At 68.0% G+C, this 24,991-nt stretch carries 32 protein-coding genes; 18 read left to right on the forward strand and 14 right to left on the reverse strand.

The annotated features are described in order from the left end of the window. Positions 1-31: 31 nt before the first annotated feature. Entirely contained in the window at positions 32-775 is a 744-nt protein-coding gene (locus tag H6G99_RS10935; protein WP_190611535.1) for a GIY-YIG nuclease family protein, read from the forward strand. A 343-nt stretch (positions 776-1,118) separates the two neighbouring features. Further along, positions 1,119-1,967: a protein NO VEIN domain-containing protein gene (locus H6G99_RS10940; RefSeq protein ID WP_190611536.1), complete on the forward strand. Its 849-nt coding sequence runs from the start codon at positions 1,119-1,121 to the stop codon at positions 1,965-1,967. 30 nt (positions 1,968-1,997) lie between these two features. Here H6G99_RS10940 and H6G99_RS16600 read toward each other — a convergent pair whose 3' ends face one another. The 3 genes from H6G99_RS16600 to H6G99_RS10955 all read right to left on the reverse strand — a co-directional run bounded on the left by H6G99_RS16600 (position 1,998) and on the right by H6G99_RS10955 (position 2,799). After that, a complete protein-coding gene (locus H6G99_RS16600; protein WP_199297139.1) occupies positions 1,998-2,222 on the reverse strand; it encodes an HIT family protein in 225 nt (74 codons plus the stop codon). Positions 2,223-2,350: 128 nt separating this feature from the next. Continuing rightward, on the reverse strand, positions 2,351-2,635 hold the full coding sequence (locus H6G99_RS16605) for an HNH endonuclease (protein ID WP_353617227.1): 285 nt from the start codon (positions 2,633-2,635) through the stop codon (positions 2,351-2,353). Beyond that, positions 2,587-2,799 (reverse strand): hypothetical protein, encoded by a 213-nt coding sequence (locus tag H6G99_RS10955; protein WP_190611538.1) that lies wholly within the window; start codon positions 2,797-2,799, stop codon positions 2,587-2,589. The genes H6G99_RS16605 and H6G99_RS10955 overlap by 49 nt, the downstream gene beginning before the upstream one ends. Positions 2,800-3,104: 305 nt before the next feature. Between H6G99_RS10955 and H6G99_RS10960 the strand changes: the two genes are divergently transcribed. The 4 genes from H6G99_RS10960 (at position 3,105) to H6G99_RS16405 (ending at position 4,530) form a co-directional block, all read left to right on the forward strand. After that, a complete protein-coding gene (locus H6G99_RS10960; protein WP_190611539.1) occupies positions 3,105-3,398 on the forward strand; it encodes a type II toxin-antitoxin system RelE/ParE family toxin in 294 nt (97 codons plus the stop codon). A 4-nt stretch (positions 3,399-3,402) separates the two neighbouring features. Beyond that, complete coding sequence (locus H6G99_RS10965; RefSeq protein WP_190611540.1) at positions 3,403-3,687, forward strand: HigA family addiction module antitoxin; 285 nt, start codon at positions 3,403-3,405, stop codon at positions 3,685-3,687. Between the two features lie 394 nt (positions 3,688-4,081). Beyond that, positions 4,082-4,288, forward strand: a complete 207-nt coding sequence (locus tag H6G99_RS10970; RefSeq protein ID WP_094510596.1) for a 2-oxoisovalerate dehydrogenase — start codon at positions 4,082-4,084, stop codon at positions 4,286-4,288. Beyond that, positions 4,285-4,530: a type II toxin-antitoxin system HicA family toxin gene (locus H6G99_RS16405; protein WP_190611541.1), complete on the forward strand. Its 246-nt coding sequence runs from the start codon at positions 4,285-4,287 to the stop codon at positions 4,528-4,530. The genes H6G99_RS10970 and H6G99_RS16405 overlap by 4 nt, the downstream gene beginning before the upstream one ends. Before the next feature lie 42 nt (positions 4,531-4,572). Here the strand turns inward: H6G99_RS16405 and H6G99_RS10980 are convergent, their stop codons facing one another. Beyond that, a complete protein-coding gene (locus H6G99_RS10980; protein WP_190611542.1) occupies positions 4,573-4,716 on the reverse strand; it encodes a hypothetical protein in 144 nt (47 codons plus the stop codon). A gap of 78 nt (positions 4,717-4,794) precedes the next feature. Here H6G99_RS10980 and H6G99_RS10985 point away from each other — a divergent pair, with 78 nt between their 5' ends. Genes H6G99_RS10985 through dcd form a run of 3 tightly spaced genes read left to right on the forward strand, consistent with a single transcriptional unit; the run spans position 4,795 to position 8,201 of the window. Continuing rightward, positions 4,795-6,345 carry a class I adenylate-forming enzyme family protein gene (locus H6G99_RS10985; protein WP_190611543.1) on the forward strand — a complete coding sequence of 517 codons (1,551 nt, stop codon included), beginning with the start codon at positions 4,795-4,797 and terminating at the stop codon, positions 6,343-6,345. After that, on the forward strand, positions 6,335-7,642 hold the full coding sequence (locus H6G99_RS10990) for a hypothetical protein (RefSeq protein WP_190611544.1): 1,308 nt from the start codon (positions 6,335-6,337) through the stop codon (positions 7,640-7,642). Before H6G99_RS10985 ends, H6G99_RS10990 begins: the two co-directional genes overlap by 11 nt. Positions 7,643-7,676: 34 nt before the next feature. Continuing rightward, positions 7,677-8,201, forward strand: coding sequence for a dCTP deaminase (dcd, locus tag H6G99_RS10995; RefSeq protein WP_190611545.1), 525 nt, complete (start codon positions 7,677-7,679; stop codon positions 8,199-8,201). Between the two features lie 33 nt (positions 8,202-8,234). Here the strand turns inward: dcd and ahr are convergent, their stop codons facing one another. The 3 genes from ahr to H6G99_RS11010 form a co-directional block, all read right to left on the reverse strand. Further along, positions 8,235-9,254 (reverse strand): NADPH-dependent aldehyde reductase Ahr, encoded by a 1,020-nt coding sequence (gene ahr, locus H6G99_RS11000; protein ID WP_190611546.1) that lies wholly within the window; start codon positions 9,252-9,254, stop codon positions 8,235-8,237. Positions 9,255-9,404: 150 nt separating this feature from the next. After that, positions 9,405-9,680, reverse strand: coding sequence for a hypothetical protein (locus tag H6G99_RS11005; RefSeq protein ID WP_190611547.1), 276 nt, complete (start codon positions 9,678-9,680; stop codon positions 9,405-9,407). A 26-nt stretch (positions 9,681-9,706) separates the two neighbouring features. Beyond that, entirely contained in the window at positions 9,707-10,312 is a 606-nt protein-coding gene (locus H6G99_RS11010) for a rhodanese-like domain-containing protein (protein WP_094584947.1), read from the reverse strand. A gap of 152 nt (positions 10,313-10,464) precedes the next feature. On the opposite strand from H6G99_RS11010, the gene H6G99_RS11015 reads away from it, so the two are divergent. After that, positions 10,465-11,946, forward strand: a complete 1,482-nt coding sequence (locus H6G99_RS11015) for a polysaccharide deacetylase family protein (protein ID WP_190611548.1) — start codon at positions 10,465-10,467, stop codon at positions 11,944-11,946. Here H6G99_RS11015 and H6G99_RS11020 read toward each other — a convergent pair. Next, on the reverse strand, positions 11,929-12,648 hold the full coding sequence (locus tag H6G99_RS11020; RefSeq protein WP_190611549.1) for a GAF domain-containing protein: 720 nt from the start codon (positions 12,646-12,648) through the stop codon (positions 11,929-11,931). The genes H6G99_RS11015 and H6G99_RS11020 overlap by 18 nt on opposite strands. A 260-nt stretch (positions 12,649-12,908) precedes the next feature. On the opposite strand from H6G99_RS11020, the gene H6G99_RS11025 reads away from it, so the two are divergent. Continuing rightward, positions 12,909-14,744 (forward strand): ATP-binding protein, encoded by a 1,836-nt coding sequence (locus tag H6G99_RS11025; protein WP_190611550.1) that lies wholly within the window; start codon positions 12,909-12,911, stop codon positions 14,742-14,744. Between the two features lie 54 nt (positions 14,745-14,798). Here H6G99_RS11025 and H6G99_RS11030 read toward each other — a convergent pair whose 3' ends face one another. The 4 genes from H6G99_RS11030 to H6G99_RS11045 form a co-directional block, all read right to left on the reverse strand. Next, positions 14,799-15,620: a sulfite exporter TauE/SafE family protein gene (locus H6G99_RS11030; protein WP_190611551.1), complete on the reverse strand. Its 822-nt coding sequence runs from the start codon at positions 15,618-15,620 to the stop codon at positions 14,799-14,801. Continuing rightward, on the reverse strand, positions 15,617-16,030 hold the full coding sequence (locus H6G99_RS11035) for a thioredoxin family protein (RefSeq protein WP_353617229.1): 414 nt from the start codon (positions 16,028-16,030) through the stop codon (positions 15,617-15,619). Before H6G99_RS11035 ends, H6G99_RS11030 begins: the two co-directional genes overlap by 4 nt. A gap of 139 nt (positions 16,031-16,169) precedes the next feature. Beyond that, entirely contained in the window at positions 16,170-16,319 is a 150-nt protein-coding gene (locus H6G99_RS11040; protein ID WP_190611553.1) for a hypothetical protein, read from the reverse strand. A 44-nt stretch (positions 16,320-16,363) separates the two neighbouring features. After that, the gene (locus tag H6G99_RS11045) at positions 16,364-17,701 is read right to left on the reverse strand and encodes a cation:proton antiporter (protein ID WP_190611554.1); all 1,338 of its coding nucleotides are present in this window, start codon (positions 17,699-17,701) and stop codon (positions 16,364-16,366) included. Positions 17,702-17,824: 123 nt separating this feature from the next. Here H6G99_RS11045 and H6G99_RS11050 point away from each other — a divergent pair, with 123 nt between their 5' ends. The 6 genes from H6G99_RS11050 (at position 17,825) to H6G99_RS11075 (ending at position 23,380) form a co-directional block, all read left to right on the forward strand. Further along, positions 17,825-18,031, forward strand: a complete 207-nt coding sequence (locus H6G99_RS11050; RefSeq protein WP_143594043.1) for a hypothetical protein — start codon at positions 17,825-17,827, stop codon at positions 18,029-18,031. Between the two features lie 12 nt (positions 18,032-18,043). Beyond that, positions 18,044-19,018 carry an HAD family hydrolase gene (locus H6G99_RS11055; protein ID WP_353617230.1) on the forward strand — a complete coding sequence of 325 codons (975 nt, stop codon included), beginning with the start codon at positions 18,044-18,046 and terminating at the stop codon, positions 19,016-19,018. A 65-nt stretch (positions 19,019-19,083) separates the two neighbouring features. Then, the gene (locus H6G99_RS11060; RefSeq protein ID WP_094584955.1) at positions 19,084-19,551 is read left to right on the forward strand and encodes a hypothetical protein; all 468 of its coding nucleotides are present in this window, start codon (positions 19,084-19,086) and stop codon (positions 19,549-19,551) included. A gap of 11 nt (positions 19,552-19,562) precedes the next feature. After that, the gene (locus tag H6G99_RS11065; RefSeq protein WP_190611555.1) at positions 19,563-20,405 is read left to right on the forward strand and encodes a hypothetical protein; all 843 of its coding nucleotides are present in this window, start codon (positions 19,563-19,565) and stop codon (positions 20,403-20,405) included. A gap of 228 nt (positions 20,406-20,633) precedes the next feature. Continuing rightward, positions 20,634-21,872: an FAD-binding domain-containing protein gene (locus tag H6G99_RS11070; protein ID WP_190611556.1), complete on the forward strand. Its 1,239-nt coding sequence runs from the start codon at positions 20,634-20,636 to the stop codon at positions 21,870-21,872. Then, the gene (locus H6G99_RS11075; RefSeq protein WP_190611557.1) at positions 21,869-23,380 is read left to right on the forward strand and encodes a cryptochrome/photolyase family protein; all 1,512 of its coding nucleotides are present in this window, start codon (positions 21,869-21,871) and stop codon (positions 23,378-23,380) included. The genes H6G99_RS11070 and H6G99_RS11075 overlap by 4 nt, the downstream gene beginning before the upstream one ends. Here the strand turns inward: H6G99_RS11075 and H6G99_RS11080 are convergent. Together H6G99_RS11080 and H6G99_RS11085 are read right to left on the reverse strand one after the other, a co-directional pair. Then, complete coding sequence (locus H6G99_RS11080) at positions 23,377-23,802, reverse strand: type II toxin-antitoxin system VapC family toxin (RefSeq protein WP_190611558.1); 426 nt, start codon at positions 23,800-23,802, stop codon at positions 23,377-23,379. The genes H6G99_RS11075 and H6G99_RS11080 overlap by 4 nt on opposite strands. Beyond that, on the reverse strand, positions 23,799-24,047 hold the full coding sequence (locus H6G99_RS11085; protein ID WP_094584960.1) for an AbrB/MazE/SpoVT family DNA-binding domain-containing protein: 249 nt from the start codon (positions 24,045-24,047) through the stop codon (positions 23,799-23,801). The genes H6G99_RS11080 and H6G99_RS11085 overlap by 4 nt, the downstream gene beginning before the upstream one ends. Positions 24,048-24,222: 175 nt before the next feature. On the opposite strand from H6G99_RS11085, the gene H6G99_RS11090 reads away from it, so the two are divergent. After that, on the forward strand, positions 24,223-24,900 hold the full coding sequence (locus H6G99_RS11090) for an AhpC/TSA family protein (RefSeq protein WP_190611648.1): 678 nt from the start codon (positions 24,223-24,225) through the stop codon (positions 24,898-24,900). Positions 24,901-24,991: the final 91 nt, after the last annotated feature.

Genomic DNA, 24,991 nt, shown 5'->3' on the forward strand with positions numbered 1-24,991 from the left:
CTAGCGCCGACACACTGAAGGAGTATAATCAATGCCCGCCTGGGGAGTTTACAACTTTCACTTTCTTGATACTGTTTCAGAGCAGTTGCTGCGTGGGCTGGATCAACTGGAGTTGGCTGTTCTCGATGACGGATGCATTTCTGAACTCCATCGTTATCAGATAGCACAGGGTGCGTCAAAGGGGATTTATGTCTTATACTACCGAGAATCGCCAAAATACCTTGGGAAAGCTGATAATGTTAAAGTGCGGTTAGAGCAGCATTTCAAGAAACTCGTTGGTCGCCAGAACATAGATGTCTCAATGATTTCCTTCAAGTCGCTTCTGCTCGACCAGAGTATGAGCACAGCAGCTAACGAGGATACGTTGATATCTCTATACTCGAGAAATCATCCCCGCCTTTGGAATGGTAAAGGATTTGGTCCAAAGGATCCGGGCAGAAATCGTGACACTACCGAGCCCGGCGAGTTTGATAGGCTTTTCCCTATTCGGCGAGAATTCTTGGTTGATAACATTCAAGACAGCCTAACTCTTGGCCAGCTATTTAAGGCCATGAAAAGAAGGTTGCCATATGTCTTTCGATATCAGCAGCTTCCTGCTGCTATCTCATCCACTGAGCTGGACCTGGCCGGTGTGCCTAGGCAGGCGGAAGCACTTTTGCGTAACGCGATGATCTCTTTCCCGGAAGGATGGCACGCAGCAATCCTGAGCTATGGCATGGTCGTATACGAGGGAACCAAGGTCTACCCTCCTGGAGTTGATGTTATTCAGAGTTAACGGATTAACGCGACGACTTAAAGCGGTTTTCTTGCTGGCTTAACGCACCGCTTATTTAGACTGCTTGTTACATCCTGCTTGAATATGGTTCTTCGTGGTAACTGTATTGTCAGTTTGGCCACAAGTCATGTTGTTGCCTAGATGTGTCTTGATTCTGAGCATGAGTTCTAATCCAGGAATCTTCGGATGCCCTGGTTCAGGCCCGCCATGGCTGGGAAATCAGAGCGTTTCGGAGGCTTGGGTTCAGGCTATTTGCCTTCGCTGGGCTCGATGACTAAACTTGAAGGTATGCCAGGAGCACTCCCTCTCCTATGGGTGTTTGGCTCTGAGTGTGGACTTGAATATGGCTTTCAATTGGACACGCGATGAAGTCGAAGCAACCGTTGCAGACTACTTTGCCATGCTTGCAGCACAACTCTCAGGGGTTTCGTACAATAAAGCGGCTCACCGTCGTGCGCTCCTTAAGCGCCTCTCAGGGCGTTCCGAGCAATCCATTGAGTTCAAGCATGGGAATATAAGCGCCGTATTGCTTGACCTGCACTTCCCATACATTCCTGGCTACAAGCCTCGCTCGAACTATCAGGGTCTGCTGTTTGACGTAGTTGCGGAGCGACTTGCTTCTGATCAACAGCTCCAGACTATTGCGGCCGCAGACGCAGACAGGCCGATCGTAGTGCCGGAAGTTGAAGATATCCTTGGAGTAATCACCAAGCCTCCCGCCCCGCACCTCAGAGACCCGGATTCAGGGAGAGATATTCTTCCGTCAAAAAGTGCCAGGATCTCATTCAATTACTTAGAGAGAGAAGCGCGAAATCGCTCGCTTGGTGCTGCGGGTGAGATCTTTGTCTTGAACTATGAGCGCGCAAGGCTGATCAGTCTTGGTAAAGAGGTTCTTGCTGGGAAGATCGAGCACACATCTCAGAACCAGGGAGATGGAGTCGGGTTCGACATCCTCTCGTTCGAAGCGTCTGGAGCCGAAAGGCTCATTGAGGTCAAGACGACAAAGTATGGGCGTGAAACTCCATTTTATGTGTCCAGAAACGAGCTTGCAGTATCCGAATCGGAAGCACCTCGCTATCATCTCTACCGCTTATTTGGATTTAATTTTAAACCTAGTCTCTTCACCCTGGCTGGCTCGCTCTCAGCCACATGCAGGCTTTCCCCTTCAAGCTATCTCGCAACCGTCAACTGAGTGCTTCCTTACTGACTAACTGATCGCGCTTCAACACACCTGTCTTTCTTCAATCACCCCCCGCACCACATCCCGAGGCTCTTGGCAGCCCCCCTCCCTCCGGGGGATCAAATGCCAGTGCGCATGGAACACCGTCTGGCCCGCCGCCTCGCCTGAATTCAGCCCCCCTCTTGCGTTGAGCAAACCAGACCAACCGCTGATCGACGCGTCCTGGGCACTCGGCTGCTCCCGCCGCAGCTTCAGCAACTCCACCACGGCGTTCCACTCCGGCTGGTGCTGCTACAGCCCGTCGGCCCCATGACGACGCGGGATCACCAGGCTGTGCCCCTTGTTCTCCAGCAGCACCCGCCCGCTGCCCTCCAGCGCGCAGATCACACAGCCCGCTACGCGGTGGCCGTCGCTGGCCTGCACACCGCGGAAGACGGTGCGCCCTCTTGCGTAGGCAAACAGCCGTCGCGCTTGCCGGCGTTGCAGCGGAAGCAGAGCGCCTGCAGGTTGATGATGGCGTCGGAGCCGCCCTGGTTTTTGGGGATGATGTGGACCACCTCCAGGGCCTGCTGGTGTTCGTGCGCGCCGCAGCACTCGCAGCGGCCCTGGGCGCATCGGTGAACCCTGTCTTTCACTGAGCCGCTGATCGGGCTGCGGTGGCGGCTGCGGTGGGCAAACACCTCGTCGCCGCGCTGCTCGCGGAAGGCAAGGCATCGAGGCGCTGGCAGCAGAGCTCCAGCAGCGCGTCGCGCTCGGCGTCGCTCAGCTCGTCGCCGCCGATCAGGCTGTAGGCGCCGTTGCCATAGGCGGTGATGCCGTTGCTGGTGAGCACCTTGCCCACCATGCGCTGCCCTGGATCCGCCGGGCCACGTCCTGCGCTGGGGCGGGGCTGTTCCTCCCCAGCAGCTCCATGAGCATGAGGGGTTGGTAGATGTGGCGCATGCGCATGCGCTCGGCGATGTACTCGCGCAGGCGCTGGTAGGTGCTGGAGGGGGGCGGGGGCATGGGGGAATCCTTGCGGGTGTGACAGGGGGTGGCACTTGTAGGGGGAGGAACACAGGCAAGCCAGGCCGCCATGTCAGCGCGTGATCGCCTTCGCCCGGCCCCACTGCCTGGCGTGCCTACGTCCGGCGGGGGTAAGGTACCGGTGTGATCAGGTCGTTTCGTTGCCGCGACACCCAGGCCGTCTTTGAAGGGAAGCCGGGGCGCCGCTTTGGAAGCTTCGCTCGCACCGCCTTCTGCAAACTCGTCTTCCGCAAGCTCGCCATCCTTGATGCGGCCGCCTGCCTCAACGATCTACAAGTTCCACCAGGCAATCGCCTGGAGCCGCTCAGGGGTAACCGCCATGGCCAGCACAGCATCCGTGTCAACGACCAGTTCCGGCTCTGCTTTGTCTGGACGGAAGCCGGGCCAGAGGAGGTCGAGATCGTTGACTACCACTGAAGTGATGCTCGTGCCCCCGGGCGAGGTGCTGCTGGAGGAGTTTCTGCGGCCAATGGGGATCAGTCAGTACCGGTTGGCGCTGGCGATCGGCGTACCGGAGAGCCGCATCAACGCAATCGTCAAAGGACGGCGGGCGATCACTGCCGACACCGATCTGCGCCTGTGCCGTTTCTTCGGTCTGAGCGAGGGCTTCTGGCTGCGGATGCAAGGGAGCCATGATCTGAAGAAGGCCAAGCAGGTCTTGGCAAGCGTGCTGCCGGCAATCGTGCCAATCCAACCAATGGCGTGAGTAGGCCTGGCGGTTCAGTGCCAGCAGATGCCGCCCTCTGCGTCGCTCAGCTGCTCGTCGCCCACCAGGGCGACGGTGCCCTTCTCGCAGCGGGTGATGCCGTTGCCGGTAAGCACCTTGCCCACCATGCGCATCCCATGATCCGGCGGGGGCCACGTCCTGCGCGGGGGGCGGGGGCATGGCTTGATGCTGGCGGCTTCCGGGCGACCGGGCCAGGTCTGGTTTTTGGCGGCCCGTCAGGCCATCGCCCCTGCTGGGTCCCCTTCTGGCGTGGGCGTGATGCGGCTGCAGCCCACCCGGCTCAGGGGGTGTGGCTGTGCCGCCCCAGACCCTTTGCCCAGACAGGGGCAACATCCTGCCCACCACTGCAAGACTGGTGCCACTGGAGGGAGCCATGCAGGAAATCCTTTTCGTGGTCGAGGAGGCGGAGGATGGTTCCTTCCGGGCCAGCGCAGCTGCCGCGGCGATCCACACCGAGGCCGACACGCTTGAGGACCTCCACAGGGAGATTCGCGACGCCGTTGTCTGCCACTTCGATCCCGGCCAGGCGCCACCCCTGATCCGCCTCCATCACGTGAGGCAGGAACTGCTGGCCCTGTGAGGATTCCGCGGGACGTCAACGGCCAGCTTCTGGCCGAACGCCTGCGGCGCCATGGCTACGTGCTGACCCGTCAAACAGGTAGTCACATGCGGCTGAGCCGAAGCTCTGACGGCCAGCAGCAGCACCTCACCATTCCTGCCCACAAGCCCCTGAGGGTCGGCACCTTGCGGCAGATCCTCAAGGACGTGGCCAGCCAACTGGGCTGCTCGATTGAAGAGGTGATCGGCAGCCTTGAGTTTTAGGGCCGGGCTACGGCGCCTGAGCAGCTCGATGAGCATCAACGGTCAGTAGATGGGGCTCATGCACATCCGCTCGGCGATGAACTGCCGCAGGCGCTCGTAGGTGGCGGAGGGGGCGGGGGCATCCTCGCTGTGCTGTGACGGGGGCGGCACTGGTGGAGGAGAAGCCCCGGCGATCTCCTGGCCCACGAATGCTCTCCACCTCTCTCCCCGCAGCCGCGGCGCGTCCCCAAACCGCTGCCAGAGTGGGCAGGCTTACGGCATTCCATGCCCCACCACGGCCCGCCCCTGGCCCCACCGATCGACCTGGACCGCCTCCTGGAGGCCGGCCTGGGGCGCGACCCGGCGGCAGCGGCGCTGCAGGATCTGGACCACAGCATCGGCTGGGCCGAGCTCGATCGCCAGGCGGAGCAGCTGGCCCGGGCCTACCAGCGGCTGGGGCTGCGGCGGGGCGACCGAGTCGCTTCCCTGATCCCCAACCGGGTGGAGCTGGTCGTCCACTACCTGGCGGGGCTGCGCAGCGGCCTGGTGCTCACCCCGCTCAACTACCGCTATGTGTCCCCGGAGATCGACCATGCGCTGACGGTGAGCGGCGCCGCGGCCCTGGTGTTCCACGGCGAACGGCTCGCCGATGTGCAGGCCAGCGCCGTGGCGGGCGGGCTGCCCCTGGGCTGCCACCGCATCGACGATCCCACCGGTTTCGAGCCCCTGCTGGCCGCGGCGCCCGCCGGCGCTGAGGCCCCGCCCTGGCCGGATCTTGCCTCGGACGATCCCTGCTTTCTCTTCTTCACCTCCGGCAGCACCGGCCGGCCCAAGGGCGTGACCCACACCCGGGCCAGCTTCGCCGCCGTGCTCACCTCCCTGATCCAGGCCGTCGAACTGCGGGCCGGCGAGGAGGTGCTGGCCGGCAGCTCCCTGGCCCACCTCGCCTCCTGCGGCCTTGTCCTGGCGGCCCTGGCCGCCGGCGCCTCCGCGGCGATCGCCAGCCGCATCGATGCGGCCACCGTGGAAACCCTGCTGCGGCGCCACCGGCCCTCGGTGCTGCTGATGCTGCCCGCCGCCCTGTTCGAGCTGCTGCGCAATGACCAGCTCCAGCCGACGGATCTGGGCTCGGTGCGCCTCTGCATCAGCGGCGGCGACAAGGTGCCCCATCAGTTGCAGGAGGAGTTCCGCCGGGCCGCCGGCTTCGGGATCGACGAATGCTTCGGCATGAGTGAGATCGGCTACGCCACCCTGGCGCCCCTCTCGGGCCCGAACCGGATCGGCTCCGTCGGCCGGCTCTGCCCGGGGTTCAGTGCCAGTCTGCGCGACGAGGACGGCAACGAGGTGGCCGCGGGCGAGCAGGGACGCCTCTGGATCCAGGCGCCCTCCCGGATGCTGGGCTACTGGGACAACCCCGAGGCCACCGCCGACACCATCCGCCAGGGCTGGCTGGACACCGGCGATGAGATGCGCATCGACGCCGACGGCACCTTCTGGTTCTGCGGCCGCCGCAAGCAGATCATCGTCCACGACAGCTCCAACATCTGCCCCCAGGAGGTGGAGGAGGCGCTCTCGGAGCATCCGGCCGTGGATCTGGTGGGGGTGATCGGCATCCAGGACCCGGTGCACGGCGAGAACGTGCGGGCCTACGTCACCCTCCGCCCCGATCAGCCCGCCCCCAGCGAAGCCGAACTGATCGCCTTTGCCCGGGCACGGGTGGGGTACAAGGCGCCGGAGGAGATCCGCGTGCTGCCTGAGCTGCCCCTCACCCCCGTGGGCAAGACCGACCTGCTGGCCCTGCGGCAGCTGGCGGCGGAGGGGCTGCATGCCGGTTGAGGCCTCCCTGCTCGACTGGATCGGCAACCGCGGGCGCCGCTGCAGCGTCGGCGAGGCGGCCGCCGGCACCGGCCTGTCCCTGCAGGAGGTGGAGCCGGGGCTGCTGGCCCTGGTGGCCGAAGTGTCCGGTCATCTGCAGGTGGCCGAGGACGGCACCCTGCTGTTCGTCTTCCCCCCCGCGCTGCGGATGCGGCTGCTGGCCCTCAGCGGCCGCCGGCGCCTGCAGGCCCGGCTGCAGGCGGCCCTGCGCCTGGCCGCCCGCCTGATCCGGCTCAGCTTCGGCCTGGTGCTGCTGCTGGTCACCACCCTGGTGGTGCTCATCCTGCTGGTGCTGCTGATCGTGCGGCTGTTCAACAGCGACGATGGCGACGATGCCGGCCTGGCGTTGCTGCAGGGGCTGGCCCAGGTGCCCCTCACCATCCTGGATCTGATCGTCTCAGGCCTCCGGGCCCCGGCGCGCGGGGGCTCCTCCTCCGTCACGCCGCAGCAGCTGTGGAGCCTGCTCTGGGACCTGCCCGGCGTGGGCGCCGATCCGGCCGCCCTGGGCTTCCTCAGCGCCGTGTTCTCGATCCTGTTCGGCGATGGCGATCCCAATGCCCGCCTCGAGCCGCAGCGCTGGCGCCGCATCGGCGCCTTCCTGCGCAAGCGCGGTGGCGTGGTGATCGCCGAGGACCTCGCCCCGCTGCTCGATCTGCCCGACTGCCCCTCCGATCCCGACCGCCGCCGTGACCTCGCCGATGCCGCCATGCTGCCGGTGCTGCTGCGCTTCGACGGCCGCCCCGAGGTGAGTGAGGACGGGGACCTGATCTATGGCTTCCCCTCCCTGCCCGCCCGCGCTTCCCGCGTTGATGGGCCGGTGCCGCCGCTGCGCGAACGGGCCTTTCGCTTCAGCCGGGCGGGACGCGGGCAACGGGTCGCCTATGGCCTCATCGTCGGGGCCCTGCTGGTGCTCTCGCCGTGGCTGCTGGCGATCACGCCCGCCTGGCTGCCCCCCGTGGCTTGGCTGGCCCGATTCGCCATCGGCTACGCCCTGTTGCTGCTGCTCCTGCCCCTGGCCCGCCTGCCGCTGCAGCACTGGCGCAACCGTGCCATCGCCGCCCGCAATCGGCGCCGCCAGGCCTGGGCCGAGGCGGCCCGCCACGCCGATCCCCAGCTGAAGCGCCGCCGTGCCGTCGCCCGCCGACTGGGCGCCACCGAGGCTGGCCGGCCGGCGCCGCGGGTCGTGTACGACAGCGGCCGCGATCTGCTGGAGCAGTCCATCGACGACCTGGACGCTGGGCCCCGGCCGATCGCCTGAGACAATCCACGCTCGCCTGTGCCCAGCCAAAGACATGTCCGTTCTCGGCAGAGAGGCGATCCTGCAGGCGATCGAAGCGGGCGCGATCGGGGTCACGCCCTTCGTTCCCGAGCGGCTGGGCCCCGCCTCGCTCGACCTCACCCTCGCCCCCACCTTTCGCGTGTTCCGCAAGGTGCACGAGGTGATCGAGGTGCGTGAGCACACCGACTACCGGACGCTCACCGAGAAGATCGTGGTGCCCGAGGGCGAGCACATCCTGATCATGCCGGGCGAGACGGTGCTCGGCATCACCCAGGAGCGGCTGCGCCTGGGCCCCGGCCTCTGCGGCTGGCTGGAGGGCCGCAGCCGTTTCGCGCGGCTGGGCCTGATGGTGCACATCAGCGCCCCCTTCATGGGGCCGGGGATCGACAGCCAGCAGGTGCTGGAGATGAGCAACTTCGGTCCCGCTCCGCTCGCCGTGCATCCCGGCACCGCGATCTGCCAGTTCGTGTTCCAGAAGCTGCAGGGCATCGAGAGCTACGCCGGCCGCTTCGCGGGCCAGACGGAAGACTCCTTCTGAGCTTCCCCGGTTAGAGACCCTGGCAGGTGGGCCTCACCCCAGGTCGTTGATCAGCACGATGCGGTAGCGGGCTTTGCCGGCGCGGAGGTGATCCAGGGCTTCATTCGCCTTGGACATGGGAAAGAACTCCGTGGTGGGCGCGATGCCGTGGCGACAGCTGAAATGCAGCATCTTGTCGGTGGTGGATGGGCTCCCCAGGGGAGAACCGGAGAGGCTTTTCTGCCCGAGAATCATCGGGAAAGCGGCCAGGGCGATCGGTTCAAGGACGGCCCCCACGGTGTGCAGCCGGCCCTTGGGTTTGAGGGCGGCGATGTAGGTGTTCCAGTCGAGGCTGGCGTTGGTGGTGTTGAGGATGAAGTCGAAGCTGCCCGCTGCCGCGGCCAGTTCTTCGGCGTTGCGGGAGTTCAAGGTGCGATGGGCGCCCAGCTGGAGCGCTTCCTCCCGTTTCGAGTCGCTGGTGGTGAAGGCGGTGACGTCGCATCCCCAGGCCCGCAGAAACTTCAGGGCCATGTGACCCAGGCCGCCGATCCCGATCACCGCCACGCTGTCGGTGGGTTGGATGCCGAGCTCAACGATCGGGTTGAAGACGGTGATGCCACCGCAGAGCAAGGGGCCGGCCTTCTCGGCATCAAGGCCTTCCGGCAAGGGCGCCACCCAGGTCCACGCGGCCCGCACCCGCGTGGCGAAGCCACCGTGACGCCCGACGATGGTGGCCTCGGCTTTGAGGCAGAGGTTCTGGTTGCCGGAAAGGCATTGATCGCAGGCACCGCAACTGCCGGAAAACCAGCCCAGCCCAACCCGGTCGCCGATGCTCAGGCGCTTCGTGTGCTCCCCGAGGGCAACCACTCTCCCGATCACTTCGTGGCCGGGAACAAACGGATAGGCGGTCATGCCCCATTCGTTGTCGAGCATGGAGAGATCGCTGTGGCAGATGCCGCAGCTCTCGACGGCGATCTCCACCTCCTCGCTGCCCAGCGGGTCGGGGGTGTAGGCAAAGGGTTGGAGCGGTTGCCCGGCACCGGGAGCAGCAAGGGCCTGGATCGCTGCGGTCATGGGATCGGCGGGCATGGAAATCTCTGGCATGGGATGGCTCCGTTGCCTCCAGGGGCTGGCCGTGCCGATCGGATGCAGGGGCGATCCTAGGCAGAGCGGTCCATCCCTGTCCGCCTCAACCTTGACGTGACCCCCATCCAGCCCGTCGCCTCAGAAAATCCCCAGCGTCTTCTTCTTGCAGTAGCCCGCCCCGATGTTCATCCAGCCCGAGAGACAGGGCTTGCCGTTGGTGGGCCGCACCTCGTAGTAGATCGGTGAATTGCAGTGCTGCTTGAGGTCGTTCACATATCCCAGCGGGCATTCGTTGTAGCCCGGCAGCTTGGGAATCCGCTTCTGGGCCAGTGCCGGGCCCGGAGTGAGCAGAGGAGCGCTCAGCAGCGGCAGGACCATGAGCCCGGCGGCCAGGGCGAGGGGTGGTTTCGGCATCGTTCTGCTCCTCACATCTTCAGACCCTAGGAACCGCTGGCCGGCGGCGCCTTCGTGACGACGGGCTCATAGCCGAGGGGGAGAAGGTTCCAGTCGCCGTTGAAGACGTGCACCCGCCGGGTGGCCTTGCCTCCGGCTTCGAATGGCAGGCCGGCATGGGCCCAGGCCAGGGCGCTGCCGGCCAGATTGCGCACCGCGAAGCCCCGGCCCCTGAGCTCCCGGGTGTAGAGGCCGCTGCGCAGGCCGATCGTGCAGTAGGGAACCACCAGCCAGGAGCGGTAGCGGGCGCTGTCGCGCTCGAAGTCCTCCTTGGTGATCGCGCCCGGCAGCATCGAGACGCGCCGTTCGTGGGGCTCGCGCACATCGACCAGCACCGCCGGACGGTCCTTGGGCCGCGCCAGCCACTCGGCCACGGAGATCTCCGGCTGGCCGGGAAACAGCAGCCGCTTCATGCCCCCGTAGCGGCGCCCCACCTCGGCCGCCAGCACGCTGTCGGCGGTGCCGAGGGCCGGCCCACCGCGGCCCACGCCGAGCCCATGCAGCGCCAGCCCGATGGCGACGGCGGCCGTGGCGGCGACGCTGGCGGCGACGACGACCACGCGCCCCCGCCGGCGCCGGCCCGGGGCCGTCATCGCAAGGGGATCTCCTGGCACCGGCCGTTCCATGGCCCCAGCCTGGCGCGGGGGCGGCCATGGCGGCAGCGTCTCCATGTCGTGTCGTTTCGCCCCTGGCCCCCAGACTGACTGTCACGACCTGCCCAGCGCGCGGGCACCCCAGCAACGCCATGCCCACCCCCTCCCTGCCGCCGATCGCCGGCCGCGAAGCCGAGATCCTGGCCCTGGTGCGGCAGAGCGGGCCCGTGGCGCTGCCCCGCACCAACCTGCAGCTCGAGGCGATCACCTCGGCCTTCGCCTGTGCGCTGCACATGCACCAGCCCACGATCCCCGCCGGGGCGGACGGGGCGCTGATCTCGCACCTGCAGTACATGCTCGAGCACCCGGGCGAGGGCGACAACCACAACGCCGAACCCTTCGCCCACTGCTATCGGCGCCTGGCCGAGCTGATCCCCCAGCTGATCGCCGAGGGCGCGAACCCGCGGATCATGCTCGATTACTCCGGCAATCTGCTCTGGGGTTTCCAGCAGATGGGCCGCGACGACATTCTCGAAGCGCTCAGGTTCCTGGCCTGTGATCCCGCCGTCGTGCCCCATGTGGAGTGGCTCGGCACCTTCTGGAGCCATGCCGTCGCCCCCTCCACGCCGATCCCCGATCTGAAGCTGCAGATCCTGGCCTGGCAGCACCACTTCGCTGCCCTCTTCGGCGCCGAGGCCCTGCAGCGGGTGAAGGGCTTCTCGCCCCCGGAGATGCACCTGCCCAACCACCCCGACACCCTCTACGCCTTCGTGAGCGCCCTGCGGGACTGCGGCTACCGCTGGTTGCTGGTGCAGGAGCACAGCGTCGAGAATCCCGACGGCAGCGGCCTCAGCCGGGAACAGACACTCGTGCCGAATCGGCTGGTGGCCCGCAGCTCCAGCGGCGAGGAGGTGTCGATCACGGCGCTGATCAAGACCCAGGGCTCCGACACCAAGCTGGTGGGCCAGATGCAGCCCTGCTACGAGGCCCTGGGGCTGGGGCGGGTCCCCCTGGGCGACACGTCGGTGCCGGCGTTGGTGGCCCAGATCGCCGATGGCGAGAACGGCGGCGTGATGATGAACGAGTTCCCCCCCGCCTTCCTCCAGGCCCACCGGCGCCTCGCGGCCCAGGACGGCGGCGACGCCGGCACGGTGGCGATCAACGGCAGCGAATACCTCGAACTGCTCGAGGCCGCCGGGGTGGGCGAGGCGGCCTTCCCGGTGATCCAGGCGGTGGGGCAGCAGCGGCTGTGGCAGCGCGTCGGCGCCGCCCCCACCCCCCAGGCCGTGGAGACGGCTATCGCCGAACTGGCCGCCAGCGACTCCTCCTTCTCGATGGCCGGCGCCTCCTGGACCAACGACCTCAGCTGGGTGGAGGGCTACGCCAACGTGCTGGAGCCCATGAACCAGCTCAGCGCCCGCTTCCACCAGGTGTTCGATCCCCTGGTGGCCGAGGATCCCGCCGTGACCCGGAGCGCGCCCTACCAGGAGGCCCTGCTCCACCTGCTCCTGCTGGAAACCAGCTGCTTCCGCTACTGGGGCCAGGGCACCTGGACCGACTACGCCCGCGAGATCCACCGGCGCGGGGATGCGGCGATCGCCAGGGGCGCCTCAGCCCTAGTCTCCGTCGGCTGAAGCCCCTTCCGGGAGCGGAGCCACTTCGGGGAAGTACCTGGCCATGCAGGCATTGCAGACGCCGTGGGAGAACTCGACGTTGTCGTGGCTCTTGATGAAGGACTCCACGGTCTGCCAGTAGCCCTGGTCGTTGCGGATGCCCTTGCAGTAGGAGCAGATCGGGATCAGGGTTTCCATCACCTCGATGCGCTCCAGGGCGGCGGCCAGCTGGTCGGAGATCCGCTTCAGCTCCAGCTGCAGCACCACCTGGTGGGCCAGGGTCTCGAGGGCGCGGATCTGCAGGTCGCTGAGCTCACGGGGCCGTTGATCGATGACGCAGAGCGTGCCGATCTTGGCCCCGCCCGGTGTGCACAGGGGCACCCCCAGGTAGAAGACGATGTTGGGTTCGCTGCACACCAGCGGATTTTCCCGGAAGCGTTCGTCCTGGCGGGCATCCTTCACCACGAGGGTCTGGTCGCCGAGAATCGCGTGGGCGCAGAAGGACACATCCCGGCTGGTTTCGTTCACCGCCAGGCCCACCTTGGATTTGAACCACTGACGATCGGCATCCACCAGGCTGATCAGGGCGATCGGCACATCACACAACTGGGCAGCCAGGAAGGTGATGTCGTCGTACGACTGCTCGCTCGCCGTATCGAGGATGCGGTAATCGTTCAGGGCCTCCAGCCGGGCCGCCTCGCGGGGAGCCACGTTCGCGCGCATGGGGAGCCCCTGCCTCTGAGTAAACGTAGGCAAGGCCTTTCGGGGGCCCCACCGCGGTTCACATCTCCTCACCCCCTTCGGCCCTGGGCGCCGGGCTGCAGGCGAACGGGGGTGCCGACCGGGTAGACCAGGATTGTGCCGTGCGCTGAGGACTCCTGGCTGGTCCGTTCTCCCGTCTGTTCGGCCGCTTTACGTGGTCTGAACGCCTCAGCGGCGATCCCGCCCCCGGATGGAGCCGCCAGCGGATTCGCGGCGAGAGCGTGCTGCTGGCCGCCATGATCTTCGCCGTCGCGGGGGTGGCCCTCAGCGCCAACTACGTGAGCGCCACCCGACTGCTGCGCAACCAGCTGCGCGACAACCTGCACAGCCTGGTGAGCATCGCCGCCAGCGAGATGGATCCCACCCTCGTCGCCGCCATCACCCGGCCGGAGCAGACGGGAGATCCGGACTATCGCCGCGCCACCGCACCCCTGCTGCGGCTCCGCAGGCTCGTGCCTGACATCTATTACGCCTACGTCTTCATCGCCACGCCGGATGGGCTGCGCTACACGCTCGACAGCACCTACTACGTCCAGAACCCCGGGGCTCCCGCCAGTGCCGTCAGCGTCGGTGACCTCTACGTCGATCCCTCCGACGATGCGCTGCGCGCCGCCCGGAGCGGGGTGGTCACCGTCAGCACCAGGCCCTACACCGATCACTTCGGGTCCTTCATGAGCGGCTTCGCCCCCATCCGCGATAGCGACGGGGAGCTGGTGGGTTTCGTCGGGATCGACATCTCGCTGGCCCAGCTGCGACGCAAGGAGTTGCCCCTGCAGCTCACCTACCTCCTGGGTCTGGTCGGCAGTGCCGGCTTCTCGGTGCTGGCGGCCAACTTCCATCGCCGCTCCCTCAAGGCCCGTGCCCGCGCCTTCCAGGCCATGGCCTCCGCCGAACGGGCCAAGAGCACCTTTCTCGCCACCCTCAGCCACGAGATCCGCACCCCCCTCAACGGTGTCATCGGCATGACCGGTCTGGTGCTGGCCACCGAGCTCTCGCCGCAGCAGCGGGAGTGTCTCGACATCGTCCACAGCTCGGGGGAATCCCTGCTCACCCTGCTCAACGGCATCCTCGATTTCACCAAGATCGAGTCCGGCCATCTGGAGCTGGAGCTCGCCCCCTGCCGGCTGCGTCCCCTGCTGGAGGACACCATCGCCGCCTGCTCCAGCCTCGCCAGGGTCAAGGCGATCGACCTGGACCTGACGATGCCCTCGGAGCTGCCCGAGGCCATCGTCACCGACGCCATCCGCCTGCGCCAGATCCTGCTCAACCTGATCGGCAACGCCATCAAGTTCACCGACGCCGGCCGCGTTGTGGTCTCAGTGGTGGCCGGGGTTCCGGCGGCGAAGGCGGGGACGATCCCCCTCGAATTCGCCGTCGCCGACACCGGAATCGGCATCCCCGCCGACCAGCTGGATCGCCTGTTCCAGCCCTTCTCCCAGCTGGGCGCCACCGCCCATGCCCCCCAGGCCGGCACCGGTCTGGGGCTGGCCATCTGCCGGCAGCTCGTCGATGCCCTCGGCGGCACGATCGAAGTGGAGAGCACCCCCGGCCAGGGAAGCGTGTTCCGATTCCGCCTGCCCGTGCAGGTGGTGGATGCCGCTGCCGCCCCCGCTCCCGCCGCGGCCTCTGTCGCTGACCCGCCGCCGCTGCCGCCCGCCGACCCGTTCGCGGCGCGCCATCCCCTGCGCATCCTGCTGGTGGACGACAGCGCCGTGAACCGCCGGCTCTGCGAACTGATGCTGCGGCGTCTTGGCTACGAGCCCGAGTCCGCCGTCGACGGCCAGGAGGCGCTGGAGCGCCAGCGGCTCCTCGATCCCGACCTGATCCTGATGGATGTGCAGATGCCCCGGCTCGATGGCCTCGAGGCCACCCGCCGCATCAGGGCCGCCACCGGCCAGGCGGATCGGCCCTGGATCGTGGCGCTCACCGCCTTCACCTCCGCCGAGGAGCGGGAGGCGGCGCTGCAGGCGGGCATGAACGCTGTGCTCGCCAAGCCGCTCAAGGCCGAGGCCCTCCTGGCCAGCCTGGTTGCCGCCCATGCCCATGGCCCAACGTGATCCCCAGGCCCACCCACTGAGGATCAGGGCAAGCACAGGCCTCGCTGTTGCCGCTCAGGTCCGCCAGGTCGTGATCAGCCCCTGGACGATGGTGTAGATCCCCGCCGCCAGCAGCACCAGGCTGCTCACCCGGGTGAGGGTGTCGGCGTGGTCGAGCAGTCGCCGGGAGGCGCTCATCAGGCCGACCCAGAGGCTGGAGGCGGCAATCACAGCGGTGTACCCCAGGGCATAGCTCACCATCGTCAGCACGGAAAGCGCGGTGGAACCCGTGACGGCGGCTGCGGCAAGCACCGAGAACAGCACCGGACTGGCACAGGGGGAGCTCACCAGGGCAAAGCCCATCCCCACCAGGAATGGACCACCGGAAGCAGGCAGCTCGGGCAGGCGGGGCAGGGTCAGCGGCAGCCAGCCGCCCAGGTTCAGGCCCATCACCAGGATGATCAGCCCCACCACCAGATGGACCGGACCGCGATGGTCCACCACAATCGCTGAGGCGAACGAGGCGATCAGCCCGAAGAGGCTCAGCACCAGGACGGTGCCGGCCACGAACCCCCCCACCCTGCGGAAGGCCTGAGGCCGGCTGATGGGCCCGAGGGTGCCGATGTAACTGAGGTTCAGCGGCAGCATGGCCAGCACGCAGGGCGACACGCTCGCCAACACCCCGCCACTGAACGCGAACAGGGGAAGCAGAAGTCCCGGCCCGCCGGGCAGGGCCTCCAGCCGATCGGCGTAGGCCTGCGACGCTGACTGGATCGCCAGATCCAGCTGCATGCCGATCACGGGCAGCCAATGGGCCGCCAGGACCCCCAGCAGGGCCAGCCCACCCAGGAGCACAAGAAAGGCCAGGCCTTTCCTGCGGACGGCAGAGCTGTTCATGGCTTGATCATCGACTGGGCTTTCTTGATCGCCGCGATGTAGGCGCGCTCATCCGTGCTGGCGCGGAATGTCTGCACCGTGGCGCCGGTGGCTGGGTTGATCACGGCCACCAGGGAGGTCTGGCTGCGGTTGGCCTCCAGGAACGGGCCAAGTCCGAGGGCACGGGCGGTCTCGCGCGATTTCTTCAGCTGGCTGGCATTGGAGACATCGAATTTCAGGAACGTGGCCTTGCCGGCCTTCTGTTGTCGAAGGGAGCTCAGGGTTGGGTCGATCGTCTGGCACTTGGAGCACCAGCTGGCATAGATGTCGACCACCACGGGTTTGCCCTGCAGGGAGGGGGCGAGGGCACCAGCCCGTGCCTGGGCGACCCGTTCGGTGACAACCGTGGCGGATGGCCAGGTGCCGGTCACAGAGGAACCAGGCAGGGCAAAGGGATGGCTTCCCCCGAGCGTGAGAGCCAGAGCGGTGAGGGGAGCAGTGATCGGATGTGGCATGGGGGCCCCGAGGGTGACTGTGTTCAGTACCGCCGCAGGCGCCAACCGGATGTCCTCAGGGCAGGGTGAAGCCGGAGGTGTTCAGGTGCTTGAGATCCAGCATCACCACCGTGACCCAGACCAGCACGGCCAGGCCGACGAGGGAGCCGATCACCATCAGCAGGCCGATGATCACCGACCGGGGGGTATCGCTGGCGTTCGGCACGGGCAGGGGACGAGCTCTCGCCACTGTCCCACGGCCCGGCGGCCTCAGACGGTCGCCTCGGCCCCTTCAGCGCCATCGGCCAGCACCAGCCGCAGCAGCACTGGCGCCAGGAAAGTGGTGCCCATCACCATCAGCAGGATCGCCGCCTCCAGGGACGGTCCCAGCACCCCGGTCTGGGTGCCCAGGCCCAGGAAGATCAGGCCCACCTCGCCCCGGGGCATCATCCCCAGCCCCACCGCCAGCCGGTTGGTGGGCCCGCTGCTGAGGTAGCTCCAGCCGGCCGCCACCTTGCTGACCACGGCGGCCGCCAGCAGGAAGCCGGCCATCACCAGACCCTCATGGTTGGCCGCATCGAAGGGGTTGAGCACCGACAGGTCCATGCCGCTGCCGATCAGCACGAAGAACACGGTGGCGAACAGGGCCACCAGCGGCTTCACCGCCTCCTCGATCGCGTGCCGATGCCGCGAGCCGCTGAGGATCAGGCCACCGGCGAAGGCCCCCAGGGCCGCCTCCAGCCCGAAGGCCTGGGCCGCGAAGCAGGCCAGCGACATCACCAGGAAGGCCGCCACCACCACCTCGCCCGGGGCCTTGAGGCGATCGAGCAGCCAGTCGAAGGGGGGCGCGGCGGTGCGGCTGAGGAACAGGGCCACCACCACGAACACGGCGGCCGCGGCGACCAGCTTCAGGATCGGGCCGAGGCTGAAGCCTTCGCCGCCGGCCAGGGCCACCACCACGGCCAGGATCACGATGCCGAGGATGTCATCGAGCACGGCGGCGCCGATCACCGTCTGCCCTTCGCGGGTGCGCAGGAACTTCAGCTCCCCCAGCACGCTGGCGGTGATGCCGATGCTGGTGGCGGTCATGGCGGCACCGGCGAAGATCGCCGGCAGCAGGGGCACGCCGAACAGGAACTGCAGGCCGAAGGTGCCCAGGGCAAAGGGCAGCACTACCCCGGTGAGCGCCACCGTGATCGCCTGGCCCCCCACCGCCATCAGCTCGTCGAGTTCGCTTTCCAGGCCGGTGAGGAACAGCAGGGCCAGCAGGCCGATCTTGGCCACCGCCTGCAGGTTGGTGAAACCGTGGTCGTAGATCTCCTGCACCTGGTCGGGGCCCACGTGGGCGAGGGCGGCGATGGTGCCCTCGGCGAGGGCGTTGAGCTGGCCGCCCAGCTCCGGCGCCAGGATCAGGTGCAGCCCCGAAACGCCGATCAGCACCCCCGCCACCAGCTCGCCGAGGATGGCCGGCAGGCGGAACCGCACCATCAGCTCCGCCAGGGCCCGGGCGGCGAACAGGATCACGATGAAGCGGCCCACCTCGATCAGGGTCTCGGCCGCCTCGATCTGGTGGCCCCCGGTCGCGAGCAGCAGGGAGGACATGTCCATGGCGGGCTGGCTGGGTCGATGCCGAAATCCTTTCATCCCTCCGCAGGCCGTGGGCCCGGGATCAGCGGACCGGGATCACGGGCCTGGATACTGAAGGGCCAGCCGTCTCCGCCGCCCGCCTCGATGGCCAGGTTCAACCGCTCGCGGCGCCAGCGCCCCGTCAGGGGACGGCTCCGGCCCGGCGCGGTTCCCCCGGAGGGCAGACCGCCGGTCTCCCTGGGGGTGGTGGTCGCCATCGGCCTGCTGCTGGCTGGCGTGCCGCTGCTGCTCTTCAACCAGCAGCACTCCGGCGACCAGCTGAAGATCCGCCGCGAACTGCGCAAGTTCTGAGCCCAACGCCCCGTGACCCTGTTCCGCCGCCGCCGCTGGTTCCTGCTCCTGCTGGGGGGCCTGCTCGCCACCACCCTGCTGGCCGCCATGGCGGGCTGGGCGGGCACCACCGCCCGCCCGGCCGATCCCCTGCCCTCCTGGAATCCGGGGGCGGCCCGCGACGGCATCGTCCGCTTCGTCCGCCAGACCACGGACCCCGCCAGCCCCGGCTTCGTGCCCCCTGCCGAGCGCATCGCCACCTTCGACCAGGACGGCACCCTGTGGGTGGAGCAGCCGGTCTACCCGCAGGTGCGCTTCATCCTGGAGAAGGTGCCCGGGGCGGTGACCACCCGCCAGGAGCTGGAGCGGCTGGCCGCCACGGCCCTCAGCGGCATGACCCTGGACACCTTCAAGGCCGATGTGCGCCGGTGGCTGGCCACGGCCCGCCACCTCCGCTGGCAGCGCCCCTACACCGCGCTCACCTACCAGCCGATGCAGGAGCTGCTCCGCTACCTGCGCGCCAATGGCTACAAGACCTACATCGTCACCGGCGGCGGCCAGGACTTCGTGCGCGTCTATGCGGAGGAGGTGTATGGCATCCCGCCGGAGCAGGTGATCGGCAGTGCCGGCGCCACCCGCTACGGCTACGACAGCTCGGGCCGGCCCTTCCTGACCAAGGAGCCCCGGCTGCTGCTCAATGACAACGACGCCGGCAAGCCCGAAGGCATCCAGCTGATGATCGGCCGGCGGCCCATCGCCGCCTTCGGCAACTCCACCGGCGACCGCCAGATGCTGGAGTACACCAAGGCCGGCGACGGCGCGCGCCTGGCGATGCTGGTGCTGCACGATGACGCCCGCCGCGAGTATGCCTACGGGCCGGCCCTGGGGCTGCCGGACACCAAGGTGGGGCCGTTCACCCAGGGCCTCTATGCCGAGGCGGGCCGGCAGGGGTGGATCGTGATCAGCATGAAGAACGACTGGAAGCGGATCTTTTCCTTCGAGCGTTGACGGGCGAACCTTGATGGCCGAGATCCCCACTGCGCTCTAGGGTCGAAGTCAGTCGATCCGCCGCCATGAAAGTCCTGGCCGTTTCCCTGCTCAGCGCCTCGCTCGCCCTCGGTGCCGGCTCCGCCGCCCAGGCCCAGCAGCGCTGCACTTTCCTGCAGCCGATCGGTGGCGATGGCACCTCCCCGATCGTTTCCAAGCGGGTCGGGGCTGCCAAGCTGCTCGGCAAGGAGAACTGGAACACCGACTTCATCGTCAACCAGCCCTACAGCAGTTTCAAGTTCTTCTTCACCGCCAACTCCTCCGACGCCAACGCCAAGTACCCGGTGAGTGGCTTCATGAAGTTCAGCGATGGCAGCAATCTGCAGGTGATCAACGAGGTCATGAACCCGCCGATCGGTACCGGTCGCATGTTCGGTCCCTTCCCTGCCATTCCGGGCAAGCAGGCCAGCCAGATGAACTTCAAGGTGGGAGCCAGCAGCGACCCCGGCGCCTTGGGCTTCAGCTACCGGATCTCGGTCCAGGGCTGCCTGTAGGTCCCATTCCGATGCTGCTCCCCCTGCTGCTGGCCCTCTCACCGGCTCCCGGCCCGGTGATCACCAACGGGCCTGTGGTGGCCGTGCTGGAGAACCGTCGCCAGCCCAAGCCGGATGGCATGGATGAGGTCCAGCCGGTGGCCACCGTCCGGGTGGAGGGGAAGGTGGTCGGTCAGCTGATGGGGGCCCTGCGGATCGGCCCCGGCAGCATCGATTCGGTGCTGCAGGTGGTGGAGATGGATCCCTCCAATCCCTACCCGGAGGTGCTGCTTTCCTCGTTCACGGGCGGCGCCCACTGCTGCAACGACACCCGCGTGCTCACCAGCAGCCCCGATGGCCGCCGCTGGTTTGAGGTGCGCCGCGATCCGGTGAACGGTGGGCCCAACGGCGCCAGCGACCCGCTCGGCAACGGCCGCTACCTGCTGGTGGACGTGGACAACCGCTTCCTCTACCAGTTCGCCAGCTACGCCGGCAGCAGTGCCCCCAGCCAGATCTGGCAGCTGAACGGACCCCGCTTCGTCGACATCAGCCATCGCCCCCAGGTGCTGCCGTTGCACCGGCGCCGGCTGCAGGAGATGGAGAGTTGGTTCAAGCAGCCGGCCGATCAACGCATGGAGGCCAATGGTTTCCTGGCCGCCTGGGTGGCCACCAAGGCGCTGGTGGGGGAATTCGACAGCGGCTGGAAACGGATGCTGGGCCTCTACGACCGGAGCTCCGACTGGGGGCTGACCTCCTGCGAGGCCGGCTACAACGACAAGGGTGAGTGCCGGCAACCGGAGAAGCGCTATGCCAGTTACCCAGAGGCGCTCCGGGCCTTCCTGCGCCGCACCGGTTACCTGCCGGCGGCGCCCTGACTCAGCCCAGGAAGGTCATGGTCAGGCTCACCAGGGCCAGGCCGGTGAGGCCGGTGGCGGTCAGCAGTCCGATGGATCGGTGCACGGGCGTCTCCCTCATGGGCCGAAATGTAGAGCAATCCTTAAGACGCGCAATCGCTTCGTCCTGGCTCGCAGCAATCCGTCATGGAACCGAGCCTCGCGGTGGCCGCTTCCTCCCTGCCAGGCTGGCCACCCCGGCGACGCACCATGGCGGGTGCCCCCACCATCGCCCTGGCCCTGGAGGGCCAGCTGCGCCTCGATGACCAGCCCGCCCTGCACCGGGCCGTGGCGCTGGCGCGCCAGCGCGGCGCGCGCCTGCTGGTGCTGGCCTGCCGGCCCGAAGGCCAGCGGCTGCGGGGCCCCCACCAGCGGCGCCTGGAGGGCCAGGCCCTGGCCTCACTGCATGAACGCCTGGCGGCGGCGGGGATCCCCCTGCTGGCCTTTCCCCAGCACACCACCGCGGCCGCCCTCGCCGAGCTCCGCCCCCTGGTGCAGCCGGAGGCGGTGCTGCAGGCGGAGGAGAGCCGCCTGTTCGACACCTGGCCGGTGGCGGCCGAGCGTTTCCCCTTGGTGTTCAGCCCGTTCCGCCGCGGTCTCGAGCGCGATCCGGAACCGCCCCTGCCCCCACCGGATCTCGCCGGGCTAGGGAACGCCTGGAACGAGCTCCCCCGGTCCTGGCTGGCCCCGCCGGTGGCGCCCGGGGCCGGGAGCGATGACCGCAGCGCCTTCCCCTTCCCCGGTGATGAACCCACGGCCCTGGCCCGGCTGGACCACTACCTGTTCGGCTCCGGCGGGCTGCGCGATTACAAGGCCACCCGCAACGGGCTGGTGGGCACGGAGTTCTCCGCCAAGTTCTCCCCCTTCCTGGGGGTGGGCTCCCTCTCGGTGCGGCGGATCTGGCAGGAGGTGCTGCGCTACCAGGAGCTCCACGGCGCCGATGAGGGCTCGGTATGGATGCAGCAGGAGCTGCTCTGGCGTGAGTTCTTCCTCTGGTCGGAGCAGAAGCACGGCGACGCCTTCCATGCCCCCGGCGGCCTTCAGCAGCGTCCGCCCGACTGGGTGGAAGACCGGGAGCGCTTCGTGCGCTGGACCCGCGGCGTCGCCGGCCATCCCCTGATCGATGCCCAGCTCAACGAACTGCTCACTACCGGCTACCTCTCCAACCGCGGTCGCCAGTGGGTGGCCTCCCACTTCGTCAACGAGCTGCGGCTGCCCTGGATCTGGGGCGCCCGCTTCTTCGAGTGGGCCCTGATCGATGCCCACCCGGCCCTGAACACGGGCAACTGGGCCTACCTGGCCGGCGTCGGCTCCGACCCGCGCAGCTTCGGCGGCGCCCCCCGCCGCTTCGACCTGGAGCGCCAGGTGGGCCTTTACGACCCTGAGCGGCAGCACCTTCGCCTCTGGGGCCGATCGTCCCTGGAGCCGGCCGCACCAGCGTTGCCATGACCCTGACCCTGATCCTCGGCGACCAGCTCCACCCCGACTGGCTGAGCCCCTCCCCCCTGCAGCTTGCCCCCGGCCAGCGGGTGCTGATGATCGAGGACCTGGCCGTGGCCTCCACCTGGCGCTACCACCGCCTGCGGCTGCTGCACACCTTCGTGGCCATGCGCAGCTTCCGCGATGCGCTGGTCGCCCGCGGGGTGTTGGTGAGCTATTTCGAGCTGCCTTCCTCCCAGGAGATGCCGTTCTGGCAGCGGCTGGCGGCCGAGCTGGAGGGCGAGCCCGCCAGCCGCGAGCTCCAGGTGGCCGAGGTGGCCGACCGCAGCTTCGAGTCGCGGCTGCAGCGCTTCTGCGCCGAGCAGGGCGTGCGACTCAGCGTGCTGCCCTCGCCGGCCTTCCTGGAATCAGTGGCCGAGAGCCGCAGCTGGTTCGAGGGCCGCCGCCCGTTCATGAAGACCTTCTACGAGCGCCAGCGGCGCCGCCTCGGCCTGCTGCTGGAGGCCGATGGCTCCCCCAGCGGCGGCCGCTGGAGCTTCGATGTGGAGAACCGCCGCAAGCTGCCCAAGGGGTATGTGGAGCCCACCCTGCCGGCGGTGCCGGCCAGCCCCCATGAGCCGGCGGTGCGGGAGCTGATCACCCGCCATTTCCCGGACCACCCCGGTGAGCTCGGGCCCCTGTGGATTCCCTTCGATCAGGCCGGCGCCGCGGCCTGGCTGCAGCGCTTCCTGGTGGAGCGCCTCGATGGCTTCGGGCCTTTCGAAGACGCCCTCAGCCGGCAGCACGCCACCCTGCACCACTCCCTGCTCTCGCCCCTGCTCAACATCGGGCTGCTCACCCCCGCGGCGGTGATCGCGGCCACCCTGGAGCACGCCCAGCGGAGGCAGGAGGGCGGCCAGCCGGTGCCGATCGCCTCGCTGGAGGGCTTCCTGCGCCAGGTGATCGGCTGGCGCGAGTTCGTGCGCGGCATCGACCGGGTGCACGGCGAGCGCCAGGCGGCCACCAACTTCTGGAACCACCAGCGCCGGCTCGCCCCCTGCTGGGACGACGGCAGCAGCGGCCTGCCGCCCCTGGATGCGGCGATCGAGCGGGTGAACCGCCTGGGCTACAACCACCACATCGAGCGGCTGATGGTGATCAGCAACCTGATGCTGCTGTGTGAGATCCACCCCGGCGAGGTGCACCGCTGGTTCATGGAGCGCTACCTGGATTCCTACGAGTGGGTGATGGGCCCGAACGTCTACGGCATGGGCCAGATGAGCGACGGCGGCCTGTTCGCCACCAAGCCCTACATCGGCGGCTCCAACTACATCCTCAAGATGGGCGACTACAAAAAGGGCCCCTGGTGCGAGATCTGGGACGGCCTCTACTGGCGCTTCATCGACCGCCACCGGGCCTTCTTCCAGGCCAACCCCCGCCTCTCGATGATGGTACGGATGCTGGAGAAGATGGACCCCAAGCGGCGCGAGGCCCTGGAGGCCGCCGCCGAGGGGTTCCTGGCGCGGGCCACCCTTTAGGGGGCCTTGGGAACGACGACGCGGGGCGCCAGGTTGAGGTGGCGGATGCGCTGGGCGAAGCCGCGGTCGTCGAAGGAGGCGAGCGTGTCGCAGCCACGGCAGCTGGCGTGGTGCAGGGCATCGGCGAAGTCGAGCCCGGCGCGCAGCCCGGCGACGGCCTGCTCGAGGGCCGGGCGATCCTCCGCGCTCAGGCCAGGGTGGGCCAGCAGGTGGTCGAACACCAGCAACACCTGCTCGGCCCGGAAGCCGTAGTAGCCGCGCAGAACCCACTCCAGCTCCAGGGCCACGGTCTTGGGCAGGAACAGAGGCTGCCCTGACTCGATCAGGATCCGGGCCGCCTGGCGCTGGCGTTCGGTGGCGGCATCGGCCCCGTCCTCTTCCACGAAGTAGCGGGCCAGCACGTTCGTGTCGAGGCCGATCACGGCGTCAGCAGGCTGGCGGGGTCGAAGTCCGCCGGCACCGGCGGACGGGGGCTCCTGAGCAGGCCGAAGCCACTGGCCGGCAGTGGCTGCTCCGGCTTGCAGGAGCGCACTTCGATGTGATCGCCCACCAGCTGGAAACTGACCCGACCGCCTCGGGCCAGGCCGAGCTGCTGCCGCAGGGCCTTGGGGATGGTGACCTGTCCCTTGCTGGTGATCGAGCTGGTGGCGGCGTCTTCGGCTGGCATCGTCACCGCATCCTGAAGCTGGGTCTTACCTGGTAAGGATACGTCGATCAGCGCCGATGGATGAGCATGGTCGCGCCCTGACCCACCCCTGCCCGTGACCGCCGCCGCCGCCGACGCTGCCACCCGGCCGCCCGCCCCTGCCCTGCTGCTGGAGCGCCTGGCGGCGGTGGAGGGCATGGGGCCCGGCCGGCGGCGGCTGGTGGTGCTGCTCAGCCAGCTGGGCGACTTCGACAGCCTCGAGTACGCCCAGGCGCTGGCACCGGTGCTGCCGAAGCTGGAGGCCGCCGGCATCGCCGTGCTGGCGATCGCCATCGGCGACGCGGCCGGCCGCGAGCGCTTCTGCGCTTTCACCGGCTTCCCGCCCGATTGGCTGCTGGTGGACGCCGAACCCCATCTGCACCGCGACCTGGGGCTCTACGAGGGCCTGAAGCAGGCGGGTGGGCCGTGGCCCAACCTGCTGCTGATGTGCGCCGGCCTGGGTTCCCCCGGCACCCTGGCCGAGGTGCTGCGCGGCTACACCGGCGATCGCAGCGCCCCCCAGCGCATCGCCGACGACGAGACGATCCAGGCGGGCCCGCTGCCGCCGATCAAAGGGTCGTTCTTCGCACGGGCCGGCGGCCGCGGCTTCCAGCGCCCCTTCGAGCTGGCCACCGTGCGGCTGCGCAACATGGCTGAGGTGCTGGGCCACTGGCGCACCTATGTCCCCTGCGACGACTTCCTCACCCAGCGCGGGGGCACCTACCTGCTGGAAGCCGATGACACCGTCCTCTACAGCCACCGCGACCGGGGCATCCTCGGCTTCTCGGCCACCATGGCCCGGCCGCTGAGCTTCCTGGAGCCGTTTCTGGGCTGAGGGGGGGCGCTGCAGGCAGAGACTTAGTCCATGACTAAACTAACAAAGAGTCTCGACCCGGCCCTGTGGAGCGTCCAGAACCGGCACCCCG

The sequence above is a fragment of the Synechococcus sp. FACHB-909 genome (assembly GCF_014698945.1).
In the GTDB taxonomy this organism is placed as follows: domain Bacteria; phylum Cyanobacteriota; class Cyanobacteriia; order PCC-6307; family Cyanobiaceae; genus Cyanobium.